This window comes from Amycolatopsis sp. NPDC051758 (assembly GCF_044453095.1).
In the GTDB taxonomy this organism is placed as follows: domain Bacteria; phylum Actinomycetota; class Actinomycetes; order Mycobacteriales; family Pseudonocardiaceae; genus Amycolatopsis.
In genome coordinates this window covers 1-14,601 of record NZ_JBITCJ010000014.1, presented here as the reverse complement: position 1 = coordinate 14,601, position 14,601 = coordinate 1, and the positions used below count along the sequence as shown (strand labels likewise).

The following is a 14,601-nucleotide window of genomic DNA, read 5'->3' as shown; positions in this document are numbered from 1 at the left end:
CCGGTCAGTCGTCCACGCCGGAGCCGGTGTAGGCAGGCACGTCGGCCAGCATTCCGGCGACCTCGGGGTTGAGCTCGTTGCGGCGCCGGTGCAGTTCCTGGATCTTCGCGTTCAGGTCGGGATCGTCGTCGTCGCTGACGTCGAAGATTTCGAGCCGCTCGACCAGGTGCAGCCCGAGGTGGTCGGTCTGGTAGGTGGTCGGGTGCGTCAGGTATTCGAAGAGTCCGTCGAGGTCCTCGACGACGAACACGGAGCTGTACGCGTAGTCGCCGCCGTGGTCGCGGCCCACGATGAAGGACTTGACCGCGGGGTTCGACCGGCCCTGGGTGCGCCAGCTCTCCAGCGCCGCCTCGATCTGCTCGGGCGTCGCGGTGGCCTTCATCGTGGCCCGGTTGATGTGGTAGATCATGCCGCGCTCCTCGTTTCTAACGCCGTTAGATTTCCTAACGCCGTTAACTTAGCCACGCCGAGACGTCGCCGTCAAGAGTGGCGGCTAGTGTCCGAGTACACCGCCGAAGCGAAGTGACGGAACATGCCGACCAGCACAAGACGCGCCCGGGAACGGGCGAGCACGCGCGAACGGATCATCGAGGCCGCACTGCACGTCCTCGAGACCGAGGGCGTCGCGGCGCTGACGATCCGGCGCATCGCGGCCGACATCGAATACTCCGCGCCCGTCGTCTACCAGCACTTCGCCAACAAGGACGCACTCCTGCTGGAACTGGTCGCGCACGGCCACCGCCTGATGCTGACCCCGTTCCGGCAGGCCGCCGAGGAGCCCGTCATCGACCGGCGCATGATGCGCATCGCGTCCGAGTACGTGCGGTTCGCCGGCGAGCACCCACACCTCTACGAGGTCATGAACGGCACCGTAGTCGACGCGGAGGAGCGCCGGCACGCCGCGGAACCGGCCATCGCCGTCCTGAAGGAACTGCTCGCCACCTGGGCAGACGCACACGGCGTAGTCCTGGCCGACCGCGATGCGGCCTGCGAAATCATCTGGGGCACGCTCTACGGCATCGCCTCGCTCGGCCACCTCGGCACCATCGGCAACGAGCGCGCCCGGCGACTCGCCGAGCAGGCGCTCCACGCGATCCTCCTCGGCTGGCGAACCGAGGAACGGGGAAACGGGTAGTCCGGCGCTGCCGTCGGGGTCAACAGCTGCAGTCAGAGCCGGGCGACATGCCGGCCCATCAACAGGATCGGAGGCCCGCTCATCGGCATGACAGGACGTCGCAACGCTCGACCATCGGCTTTCAAGTGTCATCGGTTCGAGTACCGCCAGCCACCTGCGACTTTGCGGTGAGCAAGGCGATCGGCGGGCATATGATCATGACCGAGGTCGAAAAGTCGATTTCGCCGTCCTCAGCAGGGAGGCCGTCAGTCGTGGCAGTCGTCGAGGTCACCTACGACAAGGAGGCCGATGCGGCCTACATCTCCTTCACTGGACCGCGAGAACGCCGAAGCGTGTCACACATGTACGCGTGTGATCCGGTCAGGGTAGGAGGGATGGTCAACCTGGACTTCGACGAAGGCGGGCAGCTCGTCGGTGTCGAGGTGCTGGCAGCGAGTTCCAAGCTGCCTCGGTACCTGCTCGACGCGGCCGTGCGAATCGACGTCGAGGATCAGCAGCGCGGCTGATCGCTTGCCGATCGGCGTGAGCGCGCCTGGTCACCCCGTCGTCGACCGACTCGCGGCATGAGCAGATATCGGCGGGTTGACGTGCAGCGGCCCGGCAGCCTGATCTCTTGGACTCTCGGCATGTTCGAGTACACAGTTGGATAACGCTCCGCTCGACCGCCGAAGCGCTCGATGACGAACCACCCCTTCGTCTCGACGAAATCCGGACCCTGGTCGACGAGCTCGCCGGTTACGCGTTGATGGATCTTCAGCCGATGAATGGCACCTACTTCCGGCTGGCCCGGGGCGTGGTCACTGAGCACGCCGATGACCTCTTGTCACCCGTGATCCCCACGTTGGAAGACGCGGAGGCGAGCTGACTCGAGGGACTCGCGTCCGCTCATCGGCACGAGCGTGTCGCGCCGGCCGTCGTCGACCGGCTCGCGGCGTGAGCGTGCGTTGCGGGTGATGGCCACGCGAGTGCGAAACTGGGCGACAACTTGACGACGCGAAGGAGCTCGCCGTGGCCGCTGATGCCCTTGAAGGACCGGTCCCGGCGTCGAGCGGGCCGAGGCAGCCGGTCCTCGAACTGCTGGACAAGGCCATCGGCTTGCCGACCCCGCTGGTGCGCAAGAACATCGCCCGGGCCCGTCAGCGCAACCCGGAGGCGACACCGGCGGAGGTCGTGCGCACCCTCGAGCGGATGTACGTCAGCGCACTGGCGGGCACCGGCGCTGCGGTCGGGGCCACCGCGGCCGCGCCCGCCGTCGGCACCGGGGTCGCACTGGCACTGTCGGCGGGCGAGGCCTTCTCTTCGCTCGAACTGAGCACCCTGTTCGTGCTCTCGGTCGCCGAGGTCCACGGGGTCCGGCCGGACGAGATCGAACGCCGGCGGACGCTGGTCATGGGGATCCTGCTCGGCCAGTCAGGTTCCTCGACCATTGTCGGCAAGGCCGCCGAGCGGACCGGTAAGCACTGGGCCCGCCAGCTCGTCAGCAAGGTGCCCATGACGACGCTGGACCAGATCAACAAGGTCCTGGGCAAGAACTTCATCACCAAGTACGGCACCAAGCAGGGCGTCATCGTGCTCGGCCGGGTGGCTCCGTTCGGCATCGGCGCGGTGATCGGCGGTGGCGCCAACGCCACCGTCGCCGCCCTGGCGGTCCGAGCCGCCCGGCGCGCGTTCGGCCCCGCGCCGCAGTCATGGCCCAGGACCGAGCTGGATCCCGCGCCTCCCGGCTCAGGGCTCTCGGATCGTTGAGCGCGGTTGCCTGCGGCAGTTGCTTCTGGTGTCCCGACGGTCCTGCTACGCTCGTCCACGATGAATACCTACTCCAGCAGATCGGGGGTTCCGTTCGCCAAAGGTGAGTGCTGATGCACCCTTTGCCCGCGAACGAGAACTTCCGCCTCCTTTTCTGGGCGCGCGTGCGCGAATTCGCCGTGCCGCCGCCGATGATCGAGTCAGCGACTGCCCGCCGGATGGTGGGCGACTGGGCCGGGGCCTGCGCCGCCGCGCGTGTCGATGTGGATCTGAACCTGCGAGCCGTGGGTCGTGCCCACGGCTCGGGGTTGGCGGCACAGGTCCGCGCCGATCTGCGTCACCTGGCTCCTGACCTGCTTCGCTGGCATTTCCCGAGGATCAGCCCGGACGGCCTGGTGCGGCCGGGTCTCACGGTCTCCCTGGCCCGGTACGGCTCGCCCACCGACAGCGGTGGTGCGATGCACCTCGTGGCGCGCACACCGCCGGCGTGGGCGAGTGCCGGTCAACGGATCAGCCTCGCGCTGTGGACGCCGTCCCACCGCGACGCGGGTCTTCATCCGCATCCCCGTCCCGACCGCCGTCATCGCTTCGACCTGCACCGCCACCTGTGGGACGCGCGCCGGGCCGGTGACCTGCGGGAGCGGTCCGGGCACGGGGTGGGCGCCTGCGCCGTGGACCGGTGGATCGCCGAGGCGGCGCTGCTGCTGCACGCGGACCGGTGCCCGGACGACGTTGTCGCCGTGCGGCTCACCAGCCGGCACCGGCTGCTGCTGAACCTGGGCGCGCCGGGTGCGGCCGCCGGCGGCCGGGCAGTGCCGGTCCTGCCCGACGCAGCAACCTGGGTCCCGCCCGACCTGCGGTTGCTCCACACCGGACTGATCAACGCCGACCGGCTGCACCCGCTCGTCGCCTCGGCCCTTCGCCCCGGCCACCGGCCGGCCGGTGCGGCACGGACTCCGGACGGCTCGCCGCATTCGCGCTTCGTCGAATGTCGTGGTGCCACCCATCGGATCGCCGTGGTGGACGGGGTTCTCGTCCCGCTGGACCACGATCCCGGCGAGATCCGCCGCGAAGAGCTGCTGGGCGCGCTGGGCGGCACCGAGCTGCCGTGCCTGCGCGCGATCGACGAGGCCCACCGGCACCCGGAAAGCCTGGTGGACGTCCGGGCCCGGCTGGACCACGGCGACAACGCCGGCGCCCTCTCCGCCGTTGAAGGTCTGCTCGGACCGGACGTGCTCCTGCGCAGCGGCGCACTGCGCGACGAACTCGAGACGGCCGTGCGCCGGCAGGTGCTCCACGGGCTGTACCGGGCCGGGCTGGCCGGATCCGGTCCGATTTCGTCCACAAAGGACAAGCTCCGGCGTGCTGCCCGGATCCGGCCGCGCCACGCGGCAGCCCGTCCCTGACCTCCTGGCCGGCACCCGGCCCCAATCCGAACCCAAGGTGATCAAAACTGTCTACTGTCATGGAAAATTCTTCCGAAGCGGCACATCTCCGGCCGCTCGACGTCGCCGCCGATCTGCTGACCCTGTTGCATAACACGACCACCGAGCCGCGTGCCGACACCCAGCTGGAAGCCTTGACACTGGCCGTGTCCGCGGATCTGCCCGTGCTGCTGTGGGGCGAGCCGGGCATCGGCAAGACCGCCGCGCTGAACCAGCTCGCGGAGGCGCTCGACCTGCCCCTGACCACGGTGATCGCGAGCGTGCACGAGCCGTCCGACTTCTCCGGGCTGCCCGTGGTCGGCGACGATCCCGCGACGCAGGGAGTGCCGATGGCTCCGCCGGAGTGGGCCGTGCGCCTGGTCCGCGCCGGGCACGGCCTGCTGTTCCTGGACGAGCTGTCCACCGCGCCGCCCGCCGTCCAGGCCGCGCTGTTGCGCGTCGTGCTCGAGCGGCAGGTCGGTGCCTTGCGGCTGCCGCCGGGTGTCCGGATCGTCGCGGCCGCCAATCCGCGTTCCTCCGCGGCCGACGGGTGGGAGCTGAGCCCGCCGCTGGCCAACCGGTTCGTCCACCTGCAGTGGACCTACGACCACGACGTCGTGATCCGCGGGCTGGGCGGGACGTGGCCGAAGGCGGAGCTGCCGCGGCTGGACCGGGAGCGGCTGCCCGGCGCCGTGGCCTTCGCCCGCCGCGCGGTCTGCGGCCTGCTCGCCGCCCGGCCCGAACTGGTTCACCAGCTGCCGAAGAACGAAGCACGCCGTGGCGGTCCGTGGCCCTCCCCACGCAGCTGGGAAATGGCTCTGCGCCTGATCGCGTTCGCCACCGCGGCGGACGTCTCCCGGGACGTGTTGTCCATGCTGGTGCGGGGCGCCGTCGGCGACGGCCCGGGCCTGGAGCTGCTGGCCGGCCTGGATCGGATGGATCTGCCGGACCCCGAAACACTGCTTGCGGACCCGCAGGCGGCGGTGCTGCCCGAGCGTGGCGACCTGCGCCAGACGGTGCTCGACGGCGTGGTCGCGGCGGTACGCAAGCGGCCGGAGCGGTCCCGGTGGAACGCGGCGTGGTCGCTGCTGGTGCGAGCGCTGGAAACCGGCGCGCCGGACCTGATGGTCGTGCCTGCGGCCACGCTCGCCGCGCTGCGCCGCGACGACTGGCAGGTGCCGGCGGCGATCGAGCGGCTGTCCGGGGCGGTGTTGCTGTCGCGGCGGGCGGACGAGGCCGCGGCCGGCGCGGGAGAGCGCCGATGACGGCGGCGACCATGGACGAAGAGAAGCTGTTCGCCGCCCGGTTGCACGCCGTCCGGAGCCGGCCGTATCTGGCGACGGCCTTGTTCGCCCTGCACACGGTGGAATCCCGCCGAGTGCCGACGATGGCCGTGGACCGCCACTGGCGCTGTTACGTTTCGCCGGGGTTCGTGGACCGCACTCCCCTGGCGGAGCTGGCCGGGGTCTGGGTGCACGAGGTCTCCCACCTGCTGCGCGACCACCACGGGCGCAGCGACCGGTTCGCCGCGAAGCACGCGCTGACCGGGCCGGGAGAGCGATTGCGGATGAACATCGCCGCGGACTGCGAAATCAACGACGACGTGTTCGGCGACGGCCTGGTGCGGCCCGAGGGCGCCGTCCTTCCGGCGTCGCTCAGGCTTCGCGAGGGGCAGCTGATGGAGGACTACCTCCGCCAGTTCAGCCTCGGGCCCTACACCGCCGGATACGCCTGGCTCGACTGCGGCAGCGGCGCCGACGGACTGGACCGCGAGTGGGATCTGGGTGCCGACGGCGCGCACGGGCTCAGCGCGCAGGAACGCGACGCCGTCCGGTTCCGGGTTGCGCAAGGAATCAACGGCAGCCCGGGCGATGTCCCGAAGGGCTGGCAGCGCTGGGCACAGGAGGCGTTCCACCCGCCGCAGCCGTGGCGCGAGCTGCTGGGGGCGGCGGTCCGTTCGGCGATGTCCGGTGCCGGCGAGGACTACACCTACGGCCGGCCCGCGCGCAGGTCGGCCGGCCTGCCCGGGGTTGTCCTGCCGAGCCTGCGACGCCGGCCGCCGCGCGTCTGCGTGATCGTCGACACCTCCGGCTCGGTGAGCGACGCCGAGCTGGGGAGCGCGCTCCTCGAAATCGCGGCGATCGTCCAAGCGGTCGGCGGCCGGCGCGATCTCGTCTCGGTGCTGTCGTGCGACGCCGCCGCGCACGTAACCCAGGAGTTGTGCCGCGCCGAGGGAATCCCGTTGGTGGGCGGCGGCGGCACGGATCTGCGCACCGGCTTCGCAAAGGCCCAGCGCGGCAACCCTCGCGCCGACGTGATGGTGGTCCTGACGGACGGTCAGACACCGTGGCCGGAGGCACGACCGCCCGGCCGGACGGTCGTGGGCCTGTTCTCCCGGCAGCGCCCCGTGGACGAGAACAATCCGCACTACCGGCCGGAAGCGCCCCCGGCTTGGGCGAGGGTGGTCACGGTGGGCTGATCGGCCGACGGTCTTCGGGCTGCACGTCACGCTGCGGACGACCCGGCTCAGACCCCCTTGATCCGTTCGATGAGCTCGTCGCGGTACTCCTGCACCGCCCGAAACTCCGGTTCGTCGCCGGTCGCCCGCTTCAACGCGCCTTCCAGGATCTTCAGCCCCTGGCGTTCGTCGCCGTGCGCGTCCGCCTGCCTCGCGGCGTTCTCCATGGCTTTGGCGAGCTTGTTCTGCGCCTCGGGTTCCTGGGCGGCCTTGTTGATCCGGATCCAGTTGCCGCCCGGATCGACGACGGTGAACCCGGTGTACCGGTCGTTGCGCAGCCGCGGCCGGGTCATGCGCGGGATGCCGGAGATGAGCAGTTTTCCGTGCACGGACCGCATTCCCGCCGCGAAGGCCTCGAACAGCTCGCTGGTGTCCGCCACGATGACCAGGCACGTGCTGTACGACTGCGCCGGGTCGTAGCCGTCCATCCCGAAGAAGTGCAGATTGATGTCTTCGCGTCGCACCGCGACGTGCGGGTTCGGCCGCGTCTGCCGATAGGTGATTTCGAAGCCGAGCATCTCGTAGAACGACGCGATCTCGTCGATGGAAGGACAGGGCAGGAGCGGAATGGTCAGTTCGTTCGCCACCGCCCGAAGCTACGCCCGGACCCGCCGAAACGACACGGAGCTATTTGCTCATGCGAACAGCATGGCAGCCCCGCGCGACGACCCGGCGAACCAGCCGGCGCCCGCGTTTGGGCGCGCTCACTGACCATAGGAAAAACGAAGGTCGGCGAACAACAGCTGGTTGAGCCGTCGCCGAAGGTGTCCGGTCTTGCTCTGGTCGGGGGCTTCGCCGGGAGTGAGCAAGGTGAATCTCAGCAGGGTCCCTCCGTCGCGCGAGGCCGTCAGCGCGAAATGGATCTGATCGTCGGGTCGGCTCGGCCACAGCGACGACCACACCGCCCGGCCGGGTTTCTCCGCGGTCAGGACTCTGGGATCGACTTCGTCGGCCAGCAAGTGGAGCCACGGACGGGCTCCCGGCCGACGCGGCTCCACGAGCGCGTCCCAGACGACAGAGGGAGGTGCCGGCAGTGTGCGCGCCCGCGAACCGATCTCGATCACACGAGCAGAGTATGTCGATCAACCACCGTGCACACCCTCGATTCGGCAGAGTCGGACGCGGGCGCTCGGTCAGCGGCAGAAGAAGAACGTTTGGCTCGCCGGGTTGGAACAACGGTTGATCGGAATCAGCTGGTGGCAGCTCTTCAGTTGCTCCGGGCTTGCGGTAGGGCCCACCGGTTCGTGATCGACCTGTGCGTTCGCGGGTGGTGAGCTTGGGCAGATCGGTTCGGTGGAGCCGGGACTCGTGGATCTCCCACGGGTGGGGTCGCAGCAGCTGCGGGACCACCCGGTCTTGCTCGGAGAAGTCACGCCCGGGGCCGCGCCACAGTGAGATCTTGCGGACGACCCCGGCTGGGCCGGGGAAGGCGAGGTGGATGCCGTACCGGAATCCGGGGTACGCAGGTCGCCGCTGCGTTCCGGGTATACGCACGGTTCGGACCTGCTTGCGCTGGCCATACTCCTCTTGTCGGCATGTGAGTGCGCTGACAACCTGGACGGGTGCCGGCTGAAGGCGCAGACGACGACGCTGGCTCATCGGCGAGTGTGCAGCTCGAAAGTTCCCCTGCAGTGGGTCGAATGCCGGCGCTGGGTGTTCTGTTCAGCTCGTGGACGGAAGCCAGTCGTCCGTTTCGCGGCGGCGGCCGAGCCCAACAGCGTCGAACTCGTCGAAGTACTCGCCCTTGACCGCACCGAGTCGCCGGAGCGCCTGGGAGATGGGGCTGCCGTCGGCCGGTGTCGGCTCTCCTTCGGTCGAATGCACGGGACCGAGCACTACCTGACCACCCTCCCATACCTGCGCGGACTGGGTCCCGCGTCCACCGAAGTAGTCAGCTTCGACGTAGGCGATGGGACCGTTCACCGAACAAGCAGCCAGCTTGCTGCCGAACCCGGCGGGGGCTTTCCAGAACCCGTTGAGTTCGGCCGCTCCGGCGGCGGTGGCCGCGTCGAACAACGCGTCGGTCATCGGTAACAATGACAGGTGCTGGCCGAGCGGGACGACGCATGCCCCCTCCATAGAGTCCGCGAGCGTCCGGAGCACAGGCTCGGTGGAAACGACCGCCTGTAAGTAGTACCCCATGTCCTTCATTCTCGCTCCGACCTGATCGCTTGGTCCCGCGGGGCGGGAACTGCGCTCATCGGCAGTTGCGGACGTTCGAGCGTGGCGGATGAGGCCGCAGCTGCTGCCGCTGCTGGATGGCAGCAGCGTCGCCCGGATCGGACCCGCTACGCCAAGCGCGCCGCCCACTACCAGGCCGAACTCACGTCGCCGCGATCGTTCTCCGGCTGCGATGACTTACCGGACAGCTCCTGATCCGCCGCCCAGCACGGACGTGAACGGCCCGCGTCGGCACTTGGCCGGGGAACCGCTCGGCGACTACTGCGGTTCGGACACACCTGCCTCGAGCACCGCGAGGTCGCGCACCGCGTAACGGTGGTGCTCGGCTTCTTCCTTCAGCACCACCTTGAGGCAGCGGCGCACGACGTACTCCTGGTCGGGATACATGTCCGCCGGCTTGCGACCGCACACCCGGTCGAGCTCGGCCGCGGTGAGCCCGTCGACGACGCGCCGCATCGCCGCCATGCGGGCGAGCCGCGGCGCGAGCACCTCCTCGAGCGTCGGGGTCGCTTCGAGGGTGAGGCCGAGCTTCACCGCCTCCTCCGGCGGCGTCCCCCCGGCGGGGAAGCCCAACGGGTGGTAGGGCACTTCCTCCTCGAGCACGGCGTTGCCGAGCCAGGCATCGCAGGCGAACAGCAGATGCCGTTGTGTTTCGACCAACGACCACTCGCCGTCGACCTGCTCGTGCAGTGTGGCTTCGGGCAGCAGCCTCGCCCGGTCGAGCGTCGCGCCCCACAAGGTCTCGATGGCGTCCCAAGCAGCCCGGTAGTCCTCGGGGGACGCCGCATTCCGCGCCAGCGCCCGCGCGGGGTGCCGGCGGTCGAGCTCGGCCTCGACGTAGGCGGTTACGTCGACGTCGTTGACGACGAGGCGCTCGAAGTAGCCACCGAGGTAGACGTCGCTGCCGTAGCAGTCGACGATCTTCAGACCGTTCACCTCGCAATCGCGGATCTCGAGGCCGGCGAGGTTGCACAGGTGGATGCGAGCACCGCGGAATTGGTCGCTCTGGGCGTATTCGGAGACCATCGAAGCAGTCTCACCCACCCGTCCTGCCCGCGCCACGTCCGCACCGGGCCGGTCGTCGACTCGATCCGCGGCGCCGGCGGTGTAACCGGCCTGCTCGGTTCCACCAGCGCTCCTTGTCGCACACGTCGCCTGACCAGCGATGTTCGTCCTGGGGTGACCTAACCTGAACGCTTTGGGCACGAGCTGGCAAAGACGGGGTGTCAGGGCGAAGCAAAACCCGAGGAGCTTCATGTCGTCAGACGCGGAACTGATCGGTAGGTCGCTGCGCGGAGACACCGATGCCTTCGTGGAAGTGATCAGCCGGCACGAGACCGCGCTCGGGAACTATCTGGCGCGCAGAGTGGGGCGGCAGGCAGCCGAGGACGTGCTCGGCGATGTGTGGGTGGCGGCTTACGAGTCTCGTGCGAACTATGACCGTTCGTATCCCGAGGCCAGGCCTTGGTTGTACGGCGTCGCGCTGAACAGGCTGCGCCGGCACTGGCGGTCCGCGCCGGCCGAGGAGCCGGCGTCGGACCTGACCGGCGTGGCGAGTGACTGGGATCCCTGGCCGGCGGTGGATGCCCGCGTGGACACGCAGGCACTGCTGAGCAGGGCACTGGCTCGGCTCAAACCGGAAGAGCGGGAAGTGCTGGGCCTGGTCGCCTGGGAGGACCTGACCGTCGCCGAGGCCGGGCGGGTGCTCGACATCCCGGCCGGCACGGCCCGCCGCCTGTTGCACCAGGCGCGTAAGGCATTGCGTGAAGCCCCCGAAGTGGTCGCGCTGCTGCAAGTCCCGACGACGTGAAAGACAGTCCCATGGATGAAATGGATCTCATGAAGAATCTGCGTGACGTGCCGTCCCCCGGTCCCGAGGCCTATGACCGTGCCCGCACGGCACTGCGGACGGCGATGGGGGAACCCGTGGCCACGGTCGTGCGACCGAAGCGCCGGTTCTCCTGGCCCAAGGTCGGCGTCGCCGCCGTGGGTGCGGCAGCCGTCGCGGCGGCTGTGGTGCTGGGTACGTCAGGCGGCAGCGTCCCGGCCGGCCCGTCCGGCGCGGCCCCGCCGGCGGCCGAGGCGCCGCTGGTGAAGCTGGCCTCCGCGGTCCAGGCGGCCGGCACGCAGCCAGGAGACGCGTCGCTGATCGTCAACACGAAGTTCGGGCGGGACGACAAACCGGACCTCTACTACACCCTCTACACCGACAAGGGCCAGCAGTTCACGGGCGACTCGACGAAGTCCCTGGCGCGCGCGGTTGCCAAGGGCGACGCCCAGCCTGCTGTGCCGTACGACGGGAACGTGATGGCGGCGGCCCGCCTCGCCGCGAACGGCGACGTGGACAAGGCCAGGATCGCGATGATCACCGCGGGCGGCAACGCCCTGGGAGTCGGCCTGAGCCCCGCCGAGGCCGACAAGGCCTGGGCGGCCGCCCAAGCGGAGACCGCGGAGCTGTTCCGCAAGATCGGCAAGCCGGTTCCCGCCCCCAAACCGCGTCCGACGGGCAAGGAGCTGGAAAACCTCATCAACAACCACCTGTGGAGCAACACCCAGCACGCGCTGTTCGCCAACGCCGCCGATGCGGAGGTCCGCGCGGGCGTGCTGAAGCTGTACGCGACCATCCCGGACATGATCGTCGGCAAGACCACCGTCGACGGCCAGGCCGCGCTGAGCCTCACCGCGCCCCCCGCCATCCTGGGCGGCAGTGCGGACGTCCTCATCATCAACGCCGACAACGGCCTGCCGATCCGTGAGGAGATCACGTCGGCGGAACCGGCCAAGCGCTATGTGGTGAATTACAAGTCCTCCCGCGTCACCCTCGCCGACGTGGCCGCGGGCAAGATCTGATCCTCGTACCGAACCGTCCTGGGAGGGCCGAGATCAGCTCGGCCCTCCCAGGATCGTTCCGGCGGCGCGAGAACCCCATACTGCGCAAGGGAAAGACGAATCCGCAGAACGGATTCCCTTACGGCATCAGCCGGACTGCGCTACGGTCTTGCGGACCGCACAACTCCGGGGGGAACCATGCGTCGATCGATCGTATCCGCTGCTTGCGCCGTGTTTCTGCTCGCCGGAACCGGTACCGCCGCCGCGGGAACCGATCCACGTCAGGCCGCACTGGACGCGGCCGTGCAGGCCGGGAACGTGGGGATCATCGCGATCGCGGCGGATCCGGCAGGCCGCTGGCGGGGGCGGGCCGGAGCCGGTGACATCATCACCGGGGCGAAGCCGGACATCGACGGGCGGTTCCGCATCGGCAGCGTGTCCAAGACGTTCACGGCGACCCTCGTGTTGAAACTCGCCGCGAAGGGCAGGCTGGGGCTGGACGACCCGGTCTCGAAGTACTTGCCCGGCCTGCTGCCCTACCCGGAGCCGATCACCGTCCGCCAGCTGCTGCAGCACACCAGCGGCCTGCCCCGGGACCTGGCCCCGCAGTACACCTGGCTGACCCTGCCGGAGCTGGACACCGAACGCTTCGTGCACTTCGGCGAGGTCGAGGCGATCCACGACAGCACCGTGCAGCCACTGCTGTTCCCGCCGGGCACGGGCTGGTCGTACTCCAACACCGGCTACAACGTGCTGGCCCTGCTGGTCGAAAAGCTCACCGGCCGTCGGTTCGAACAGGTGCTCGCCGACTGGATCACCGGTCCGCTGAACCTGGCCGACACCTTCCTGCCGAGGGACTTCCCGCTGGTGCCGAACCCGGCCATGCACGGCTACGAGCAGCTCTACCCGGCCCCGCACGGGCTCACCGACGTCACCGCCTACAACCTCAGCCGCTACTTCGGCGCCGGGAACATCATTTCGAGCGCGACCGACCTGAACCGCTTCTTCCACGCACTGCTCGGCGGCGAGCTGCTGCCGGCCGGCCTGCTTGCGCAGATGAAGACCACGGTCCCGTGGCCGGACACGGAAGGGCGGATCGGCTACGGGCTGGGGCTGATGCGGATCTCCCTGGTGGGGCCCTGCGGTCCCGGCGCTCCCGATGTCTGGGGGCACGGCGGGGACGTGCCCGGGTACAACACGTGGAGCATGAGCAACGAGACCGGCACCCGCCGGATCACGGTCGGGTCCAGCCCGGACTTGACAGCTTCCGAGGACGCGGCCTCGGGGCGGCTCCTGGCGATGGTGACGGAGTTCTGCACGCCGAACCTCCCCGGCGCCCAGGCGAGCGCCGCCCGCATCCAGGCGGCGATCCGCTGACGGTGCAAGGCCTTCGCGACGCGGCACGCCGAGCGCTGGGCTACTGCCACCAGGGCCGATGACGCTGGGCCATCACCACGGCGGCCGGTTTCGACGAGTTCGTCGAGGCGGCCTCGCACCGTATCCGGGACCTGTCAGCTATCCGGCGGCCGCGCAGCCCGGCACAAACTCAGCAGCCGCCGAGCTGGCACCTTGGGATCAATCGCGCCGACGTCCGCTCATCGGCACGAGCGCGCGGCACGGTAGGCGACCGGATGATCGGTTCCGCTTCGGCGCCGGCGGACTTTGTCGGCTGCCCATCTGCAGGATGGGAAGGACGCGAAATCGGGGTGCGAGACTGCGCTTGCCTGGGCAAGGTGAGGGCGTGGACATTCTTCGTGATGTGGCGTGGCGGCATGCTGCGGGGACGGTGTACCCGGAAGACCTGCCCATGGCCGCGGCGGAGGCGTTGGCGCGAGGTGTCGACTCGCCGTCATTGCGAGAGCTGGCGGGGCTTGGCAAGGGATCGGCCACGACGGAGATCGAGGATCTCCACCGGGACGCATTGGCTGAGCTGGGTATCACATGCCCTGGTCGGCAGGACGCGCTCCGGTGGTGGCTGGGTGAACTGGCCAAGGATCTGGTCCAGGGCAGGCTCTCGGTCGCTGGGCTCGCGCGCAAGATCGTGCCCGGTGAAGAGTGGATGGCCGAGAATGAGTACCGCTTCGCGGATCTGGCCTACTACTGGGAAGACATGGTGGATCTGATCTCGGCTCCGCAGGTCCGCGCCGCTGAGATCGACTTGCTCGACGCGGCCAGGGCGATTCTGCCGCAGGCCTCGAGATGAGCGCGCCCCAGACTGCTCGCTCTCGCCGACCGGATGCGGACGAACGGACGGGTAGGTCGGACACTGGCCTTCTGTCCCAGCGCCGCGAAGTGACGTCATCCGCTCTTCGGCGCTACCGGCTCGGCAACGGTCGATCAGCGGCATGAGCGGACGTTGGCGTCGCACGCAGGCTGGCCATGGATGGACGTCGCGGGGCGCTGCCTGCCTGGTGCTCAGCTGAGCAATGCGTGCTTCCAGTCCGGAGTGTGCTGGTCGATGTAGTCCGCGTCGGCCTACCAGACCTCGCCGTGTCCGTCGTTCCACAGCTGTGTCCACGGTTGCCGCCGCGCTGCGGCTTCGGCGGCGAGGAAGGTGGCCATGGATCGGGCGCGGGCGGCGAGCAGGGGGATGAGCTCGTGCCGTTGAGTCTCGTCCAAGCCGTAGGCGTCGGCGAACACGCGTATGCGGTGGCCGGCGTCTGCTCGGTTCCATCGTGGATCGGCAGAGAGTGGAACGAAGCCGTGCAGGGCGTAGGCGACATCCCAGAGGCGGGTGCCCGGCGCCGCGGTGTCCCAGTCGATGAACG

At 69.4% G+C, this 14,601-nt stretch carries 16 protein-coding genes and 1 pseudogene; 11 read left to right on the top strand and 6 right to left on the bottom strand.

What is annotated here, in order from left to right; all coding sequences use genetic code 11:
• Positions 1 to 4: 4 nt before the first annotated feature.
• Positions 5 to 409, bottom strand: coding sequence for a Dabb family protein (locus tag ACIA5G_RS44920; RefSeq protein WP_395934999.1), 405 nt, complete (start codon positions 407 to 409; stop codon positions 5 to 7).
• A gap of 123 nt (positions 410 to 532) precedes the next feature.
• Between ACIA5G_RS44920 and ACIA5G_RS44915 the strand changes: the two genes are divergently transcribed.
• From ACIA5G_RS44915 to ACIA5G_RS44885, 7 genes are all read left to right on the top strand, one after another.
• Entirely contained in the window at positions 533 to 1,135 is a 603-nt protein-coding gene (locus tag ACIA5G_RS44915) for a TetR/AcrR family transcriptional regulator (protein ID WP_395934997.1), read from the top strand.
• Positions 1,136 to 1,302: 167 nt separating this feature from the next.
• Complete coding sequence (locus ACIA5G_RS44910; protein ID WP_395934995.1) at positions 1,303 to 1,641, top strand: DUF2283 domain-containing protein; 339 nt, start codon at positions 1,303 to 1,305, stop codon at positions 1,639 to 1,641.
• A 107-nt stretch (positions 1,642 to 1,748) separates the two neighbouring features.
• Positions 1,749 to 2,000 (top strand): Imm7 family immunity protein, encoded by a 252-nt coding sequence (locus ACIA5G_RS44905; protein WP_395934993.1) that lies wholly within the window; start codon positions 1,749 to 1,751, stop codon positions 1,998 to 2,000.
• Between the two features lie 143 nt (positions 2,001 to 2,143).
• A complete protein-coding gene (locus ACIA5G_RS44900; protein ID WP_395934991.1) occupies positions 2,144 to 2,881 on the top strand; it encodes a hypothetical protein in 738 nt (245 codons plus the stop codon).
• A gap of 113 nt (positions 2,882 to 2,994) precedes the next feature.
• Positions 2,995 to 4,287, top strand: a complete 1,293-nt coding sequence (locus ACIA5G_RS44895) for a hypothetical protein (RefSeq protein ID WP_395934988.1) — start codon at positions 2,995 to 2,997, stop codon at positions 4,285 to 4,287.
• A gap of 59 nt (positions 4,288 to 4,346) precedes the next feature.
• Positions 4,347 to 5,570 carry an AAA family ATPase gene (locus ACIA5G_RS44890; RefSeq protein WP_395934986.1) on the top strand — a complete coding sequence of 408 codons (1,224 nt, stop codon included), beginning with the start codon at positions 4,347 to 4,349 and terminating at the stop codon, positions 5,568 to 5,570.
• A complete protein-coding gene (locus ACIA5G_RS44885) occupies positions 5,567 to 6,784 on the top strand; it encodes a VWA-like domain-containing protein (RefSeq protein WP_395934984.1) in 1,218 nt (405 codons plus the stop codon). The genes ACIA5G_RS44890 and ACIA5G_RS44885 overlap by 4 nt, the downstream gene beginning before the upstream one ends.
• A 47-nt stretch (positions 6,785 to 6,831) precedes the next feature.
• On the opposite strand, the gene ACIA5G_RS44880 is transcribed toward ACIA5G_RS44885, so the two are convergent.
• The 4 genes from ACIA5G_RS44880 to ACIA5G_RS44865 form a co-directional block, all read right to left on the bottom strand.
• The gene (locus ACIA5G_RS44880; protein WP_395934982.1) at positions 6,832 to 7,410 is read right to left on the bottom strand and encodes a hypothetical protein; all 579 of its coding nucleotides are present in this window, start codon (positions 7,408 to 7,410) and stop codon (positions 6,832 to 6,834) included.
• Positions 7,411 to 7,527: 117 nt separating this feature from the next.
• Entirely contained in the window at positions 7,528 to 7,887 is a 360-nt protein-coding gene (locus ACIA5G_RS44875; protein WP_395934980.1) for a hypothetical protein, read from the bottom strand.
• A 598-nt stretch (positions 7,888 to 8,485) separates the two neighbouring features.
• Positions 8,486 to 8,974 carry a hypothetical protein gene (locus ACIA5G_RS44870; protein WP_395934978.1) on the bottom strand — a complete coding sequence of 163 codons (489 nt, stop codon included), beginning with the start codon at positions 8,972 to 8,974 and terminating at the stop codon, positions 8,486 to 8,488.
• 288 nt (positions 8,975 to 9,262) lie between these two features.
• Positions 9,263 to 10,030, bottom strand: coding sequence for a DinB family protein (locus ACIA5G_RS44865; RefSeq protein WP_395934976.1), 768 nt, complete (start codon positions 10,028 to 10,030; stop codon positions 9,263 to 9,265).
• 229 nt (positions 10,031 to 10,259) lie between these two features.
• Here ACIA5G_RS44865 and ACIA5G_RS44860 point away from each other — a divergent pair, with 229 nt between their 5' ends.
• From ACIA5G_RS44860 to ACIA5G_RS44845, 4 genes are all read left to right on the top strand, one after another.
• Positions 10,260 to 10,814 (top strand): RNA polymerase sigma factor, encoded by a 555-nt coding sequence (locus ACIA5G_RS44860; RefSeq protein ID WP_284746710.1) that lies wholly within the window; start codon positions 10,260 to 10,262, stop codon positions 10,812 to 10,814.
• A 29-nt stretch (positions 10,815 to 10,843) separates the two neighbouring features.
• Complete coding sequence (locus ACIA5G_RS44855; RefSeq protein WP_395934974.1) at positions 10,844 to 11,854, top strand: hypothetical protein; 1,011 nt, start codon at positions 10,844 to 10,846, stop codon at positions 11,852 to 11,854.
• Between the two features lie 177 nt (positions 11,855 to 12,031).
• Entirely contained in the window at positions 12,032 to 13,210 is a 1,179-nt protein-coding gene (locus tag ACIA5G_RS44850) for a serine hydrolase domain-containing protein (protein WP_395934972.1), read from the top strand.
• 364 nt (positions 13,211 to 13,574) lie between these two features.
• On the top strand, positions 13,575 to 14,036 hold the full coding sequence (locus ACIA5G_RS44845) for a hypothetical protein (protein WP_395934970.1): 462 nt from the start codon (positions 13,575 to 13,577) through the stop codon (positions 14,034 to 14,036).
• Positions 14,037 to 14,308: 272 nt separating this feature from the next.
• Here the strand turns inward: ACIA5G_RS44845 and ACIA5G_RS44840 are convergent.
• Positions 14,309 to 14,601: pseudogene (locus tag ACIA5G_RS44840) on the bottom strand (hypothetical protein); the annotation flags it as partial.

Bases quoted from the DNA above. Each gene is read 5' to 3' on its own strand.
- ACIA5G_RS44870 (WP_395934978.1), bottom strand. From the start codon at position 8,974: ATGAAGGACATGGGGTACTACTTACAGGCGGTCGTTTCCACCGAGCCT.
- ACIA5G_RS44915 (WP_395934997.1), top strand. From the start codon at position 533: ATGCCGACCAGCACAAGACGCGCCCGGGAACGGGCGAGCACGCGCGAA.
- ACIA5G_RS44850 (WP_395934972.1), top strand. From the start codon at position 12,032: ATGCGTCGATCGATCGTATCCGCTGCTTGCGCCGTGTTTCTGCTCGCC.
- ACIA5G_RS44920 (WP_395934999.1), bottom strand. From the start codon at position 409: ATGATCTACCACATCAACCGGGCCACGATGAAGGCCACCGCGACGCCC.
- ACIA5G_RS44895 (WP_395934988.1), top strand. From the start codon at position 2,995: ATGCACCCTTTGCCCGCGAACGAGAACTTCCGCCTCCTTTTCTGGGCG.
- ACIA5G_RS44855 (WP_395934974.1), top strand. From the start codon at position 10,844: ATGAAGAATCTGCGTGACGTGCCGTCCCCCGGTCCCGAGGCCTATGAC.
- ACIA5G_RS44890 (WP_395934986.1), top strand. From the start codon at position 4,347: ATGGAAAATTCTTCCGAAGCGGCACATCTCCGGCCGCTCGACGTCGCC.
- ACIA5G_RS44865 (WP_395934976.1), bottom strand. From the start codon at position 10,030: ATGGTCTCCGAATACGCCCAGAGCGACCAATTCCGCGGTGCTCGCATC.
- ACIA5G_RS44860 (WP_284746710.1), top strand. From the start codon at position 10,260: ATGTCGTCAGACGCGGAACTGATCGGTAGGTCGCTGCGCGGAGACACC.
- ACIA5G_RS44885 (WP_395934984.1), top strand. From the start codon at position 5,567: ATGACGGCGGCGACCATGGACGAAGAGAAGCTGTTCGCCGCCCGGTTG.